This is a genomic window from Dehalococcoidia bacterium (assembly GCA_035574915.1).
Classification (GTDB): domain Bacteria; phylum Chloroflexota; class Dehalococcoidia; order DSTF01; family WHTK01; genus DATLYJ01.
This window is the reverse complement of record DATLYJ010000092.1, coordinates 1-4,549: the sequence shown is the minus strand read 5'-3', so window position 1 is coordinate 4,549 and position 4,549 is coordinate 1. Positions and strand designations below refer to the sequence as shown.

At 68.7% G+C, this 4,549-nt stretch carries 5 protein-coding genes; 2 read left to right on the top strand and 3 right to left on the bottom strand.

Annotation, left to right across the window (positions count from 1 at the left end):
- Positions 1-125: 125 nt before the first annotated feature.
- Positions 126-923 (bottom strand): FliA/WhiG family RNA polymerase sigma factor, encoded by a 798-nt coding sequence (locus tag VNN10_08870; GenBank protein HXH22129.1) that lies wholly within the window; start codon positions 921-923, stop codon positions 126-128.
- Between the two features lie 271 nt (positions 924-1,194).
- On the opposite strand from VNN10_08870, the gene VNN10_08865 reads away from it, so the two are divergent.
- Both VNN10_08865 and VNN10_08860 read left to right on the top strand, forming a co-directional pair.
- Positions 1,195-1,623: a hypothetical protein gene (locus VNN10_08865; protein HXH22128.1), complete on the top strand. Its 429-nt coding sequence runs from the start codon at positions 1,195-1,197 to the stop codon at positions 1,621-1,623.
- Between the two features lie 93 nt (positions 1,624-1,716).
- Positions 1,717-3,270 carry an ATP-binding protein gene (locus VNN10_08860; protein ID HXH22127.1) on the top strand — a complete coding sequence of 518 codons (1,554 nt, stop codon included), beginning with the start codon at positions 1,717-1,719 and terminating at the stop codon, positions 3,268-3,270.
- On the opposite strand, the gene VNN10_08855 is transcribed toward VNN10_08860, so the two are convergent.
- Both VNN10_08855 and gmk read right to left on the bottom strand, forming a co-directional pair.
- Positions 3,267-3,890 (bottom strand): M23 family metallopeptidase, encoded by a 624-nt coding sequence (locus VNN10_08855; GenBank protein HXH22126.1) that lies wholly within the window; start codon positions 3,888-3,890, stop codon positions 3,267-3,269. The two genes, VNN10_08860 and VNN10_08855, sit on opposite strands and share 4 nt — an antisense overlap.
- A gap of 88 nt (positions 3,891-3,978) precedes the next feature.
- Positions 3,979-4,549: guanylate kinase (gene gmk / locus VNN10_08850; GenBank protein ID HXH22125.1), on the bottom strand; the 571-nt coding region annotated here is incomplete at its 5' end.

Here is a 4,549-nt window from a genome sequence, read left to right as displayed (position 1 = left end):
CTCCCAGGATCACCGGCGGCGGCGGTCCGCCCCCGGCTCTCGCCCCGCCTCGAACCCCGCCGCTTCCAGCAGGCTGAGGCACTCGGCGGCGGCGCTGCCCTCTCCCGCGACGATGACATCCATGGTCAGGCCGCCTCGGCCAGTTCTCGAGCCAGGGCGCTGCGCAGCCTCCGGATCGCGCGATGGCGCAGCTGCGAAGCGCGCGACTCCGATATCTCCATCGCCCGCCCGATGCTCTTCAGCGAACGCGCCTCGATGTAGTAGAGGCGGATGATCTTGCGCTCCCGCTCCGGCAACTCGTCCACGGCCGCCAGAAGCCGGTTGCGCAGGATCTGCTGCTGTGCCACGGAATGCGGGTCGACGTTAGGGTCGTCGTCCGCCATCTCCGTCAGCTTCTCCGTCGCGCCATTCACGGTCATGTCCGCCAGGCTTTCCAGGGACATCACCTTGATATTGCTCGCCTTCGAAGCCTCCATCAGCTCGCCGACCTCGAGGCCGAGGCGCTCGGCCAGCTCCTCCTTCGTCGGCGAGCGCCCGAGGTCCGTGTACAGGCTCGAGTTCGCCTTCTCGATGTCGGAGGAGAGCTTTTGCAGCGACCGCGGTAGCGGGTGCGCCGCTCGCAGCGCGTCCAGGATCGAGCCGCGGATGCGAGGGAGCGCGTAGGTCGAAAACTTCGCCCCCCTCGTCGGGTCGTAGGTCTTGAAGGCCTCGATGAGGCCCTGTACGCCGCAGCTGACCATGTCTTCGTACTGCAGGATGGTCGAACTGCTGGCCCCGGCCACCACGCGGTTCACGGCGTGGCGCACCAGTGGCATGTAGTCCTGGACCACTCTCGAGAGGTCGGAGTCCAGGTAGTGCGGGTCCTCGCCCGATGGGTCCGCACCTTCGTCCGCGGTTTGCTGGTCGAAGTCAGAAACTGTCACGAAGCCGTTTCCTCCCCCCGGTAGACGACTTTGAAAGCCCGGTTTTCGCAGTATTCCCGCGGACTGAAGTGCGCCCAATGAGGGATCACCTTGACCGGCGATCGGCGATGCCCCGATATCGAGCGCGAGGAGACCTGAAACGACCTATCGTGAGCGCCCCGGGCGGCAACGCGCGTATATGAAATCGGATGGTCCTGATTGAGCCCGGAGGACCGGCGTTCCACCCGGCTACCTTTGACGTGAACGTAAACGTACGGTTAGAATGGCTCGCATGAGCCTCAATGTCGCCGGCTGTCAGCTGAAAGCCTCGCTCTTCGGCCGCTGCGGCGCGCTGAGCTCCGCCGTCTGCCAGTACTGTGGCCGCCGCTTCTGCGACCGCCACGGTGTCGTCTTCGCCGACGCTGAGGGCATCCGCCAGGAGGTCTGCTCGCGCAAGGAATGCGTCGCCAAGCGCGAGGACCTGGACCGCCACCTGCTTTACAGGGCTGCCGTCGCCGGCCGTAATCGCGTCCGCGCCTGTGGCATCGCGGATTGCCGTGAGGAGATCGCCGCCCAGTGCGTCCGTTGCAAGGGCCTCTTCTGCGACCACCACGTGCGCAGGCGCCAGGAGACCGTCTTCGAAAACCAGGTCCGCGTCCCGCGCCTCGCCAACCTCTGTGACCACTGCTGGGCCCGGCGCCCCATCTGGCTGCGCACATAAGCCGTGCCAGACCCCGCGCCTGTGTGCTAACGTAACCGCGGCGCGCTGGCGGGGGCGCCCAGGTCCCGGCCCCTTTGGGGCACAGGAGGTTCCATGGCTCTCGCCGCCGATAACGCCGCACCCGAGGCCACCCGGCCCGCTCCCATCTCCCCCCTCACTCACGCCTTCGTCGCCCTGGCCGGCGCCATCGGCGACGGCGTCGTCGAAGTCGACGCATCCGGCATCGCCCGCGCCCTCAACGAAGTCGGCGCCGGCTTGCTGCCGCTAATCGACGGCCGCGACGGCGGCATCGCCCCACCCATCGTCTTCGACGCGCTCGCGGAGTCCAGGGAGCGCGCCGCCCCTGTCCTGCGCGAGTTCGTCGCTCAGGCGCCCGGCTCGAGGCACATCCGGCTGGCCGCCATCGCCCAGGGCCAGACCCGCCTCGTCGCCCTCCGGGACACGACGGAGGAGCGCCTGCTCCAGGAGCGTCTCCTTCAGTCAGAAAAGATGGCCAGCGTCGGCCAACTCGTCTCCGGCGTCGCCCACGAGCTCAACAACCCCCTCACCGGGGTCATGGGCTTCGCCCAGCTCCTCCTCGCCCGCGACCTCGACGAGACGACGCAGGCCCAGGTGCGCACCATCTACGGCGAGGCCGAGCGCGCGGCGAAGATCGTCCAGAACCTCCTCTCCTTCGCCCGCCGGCGCAAGCCGGCCAAGGAGCTGGCCGACGTCAACTCCCTGCTGGCCCAGGTCCTGGAGCTGCGCAGCTACGACTTTGCCATCCGCAACATCGCCCTCGACATGGAGATGGACCCGCGCATGCCGCGCTGCTGGGTGGACGCCGACCAGGTCCAGCAGGTCTTCTTCAACATCGTGAAAAATGCCGAGCAGGCCATGCTCGAAGCCAACGGTGGCGGCCGGCTCACCGTGCGCACGGAAGGCATCACCGGCACCGCTGGCGCGCCAACCGGCGTCCGTATCAGCATCGCCGACGACGGCCCCGGTATCCCGCCCGAGGTCCAGCGCCGCATCTTCGACCCCTTCTTCACGACGAAGGAGGCGGGTCAGGGCACCGGATTGGGCCTCACGATCTCCTACAGCATCATTGACGAGCACGGCGGCCGCATCTGGGCCGAACCTTCGCCCACCGGCGGCGCCCGCTTCGTCGTCGAGCTCCCCATCGGCAGCCCCGAGCAGCGGGGGGGCGCGGCCGGCGCCCCTGAACCCGCCGGCACAACAGGCGCCGCAGGCCCGGCCGCCGCGATGCCGTCCAGGCCCGCCTACCGCGTCCTAGTGGTCGACGACGAGGAGAGCATCCGCCTCCTGCTGCGCGACATCCTGGAGATGGACGGCCACACCGTCGAAGTCGGCTCCTCCGGCATCGAAGCCTGGCAGCTCGTCGACGCTTCGGCGCCCTTCGACGTCATCATCACCGACATGAAGATGCCCGGTATGGACGGCGCGACCTTCTACCGCGAACTGAGGCAGAAGGACCCCGCGCTCGCCAGCCGCATCATCTTCATCACCGGCGACACGGTTAGCCCGGACACGCGCTCGTTCCTTCAGACGGTCAGCAACCCGGTGCTCTCCAAGCCCTTCAAGATCGGGCCCTTGCGAGAGGCAATGGACCGGGTAACGGCCGAATCAAAGGCCGCGGCGACCTAATCGTCCTCCTGCAGGCGGACGACTTTGATCGACTCCTCGTCGCGCGGCGGCAGGACGGTCAGCGGGTCGATTCGCTCGCCGTTGCGCCACACCTCGAAGTGCAGGTGCTCCGACGTCGACAGGCCGGTGCTGCCGCTGATCCCCACCGTCTGCCGCTGCCGCACTGCCTCGCCCTCGCGTACCTTCACCTCCGAGAGATGCGCGTAGAGGGTCGTCAGGCCGCCAGGGTGCTCGACTACTACGTAGAGGCCGTAGCTGCAGCATGCGCGCCCACCGGCGAAGCTCACGACACCGCCCGAGGACGCCCGGACCGGCACCGAAGGCGTCGAAGCAAGGCCGATATCGATGCCCAACGGGTGCTCGGCGTCCATGAAGCTCGACACCGGTCCCGCGACCGGCCACGCGAAGGTCGCGGGCGGCAAAGGCGGCGGAAAGGGCCGCTGCGATGCCGGCGGCCACACGTCGGCCCACGTCACCCGCGGCTGGTCCTGTGCGCTCCGGCCGGGACCGACGCCCATCAGCGCCGCGTCCGCCGCCATGAGGAGGACAACGGCGACGCCCAGGAAGAGCGCCGCCCCGGTAACCCGAGGCGCCCGCGTCCCGCCGCGGAGGAGCAACATCAGCCCGGCAGTCTACCGGCCCTGCTCCGTTATGGCAACTACATAACAATGGCGCTAGCGACTATCCGGCCTCGCTCCGGCACGGCCCTCACTTCGATGCCCGTTCCCGGTCTCCTTCCTCGGCCTGGCGCTCGCGCTCGATGATCTCCCACACCCGGCGCGCGGTGGCTTCCAACTCGCCAGTGCGGTTGACCACTATGTAGTCGACGTCCCGCGCCGCCGCCATCTCCCTCTCCGCCTCCTCCATCCGCAGGCGCACTTCTTCGTCCGTCTCCGTGTCCCGCGCGTCCAGGCGTCGTTGCGCCTCCTGCAGCGAAGGCGGCGCCAGAAAGATGACCACCGCGTCCGGGAATAGGCGCTTCAGCGTCGCCACGCCCTGCACGTCCACCCGCGCCAGCACGTCCTTGCCCTCCGCCAGCGGCCCCTCGATCTCCGAGCGCGGCACGCCCTTGCGCTGCCCGTACACCACCGCGTGCTCGATGAACCCGCCCTCCCGCTCCAACCGGTCGAACTCCTCAGGGCTCAGGAAGCGGTAGTGGACGCCGTCCACCTCACCCTCGCGCGGCGGCCGGTCCGTTGCCGTCACCGCGAAGTGCAGAGGCGCCTTCCAGGCAATCAGGAGGTCGCGGACGGAGTCCTTGCCGACTCCCGACGGTCCG

Coding starts and splice junctions, on each gene's coding strand:
- VNN10_08855 (HXH22126.1), bottom strand. CDS start 3,890: ATGTTGCTCCTCCGCGGCGGGACGCGGGCGCCTCGGGTTACCGGGGCG.
- VNN10_08860 (HXH22127.1), top strand. CDS start 1,717: ATGGCTCTCGCCGCCGATAACGCCGCACCCGAGGCCACCCGGCCCGCT.
- VNN10_08865 (HXH22128.1), top strand. CDS start 1,195: ATGAGCCTCAATGTCGCCGGCTGTCAGCTGAAAGCCTCGCTCTTCGGC.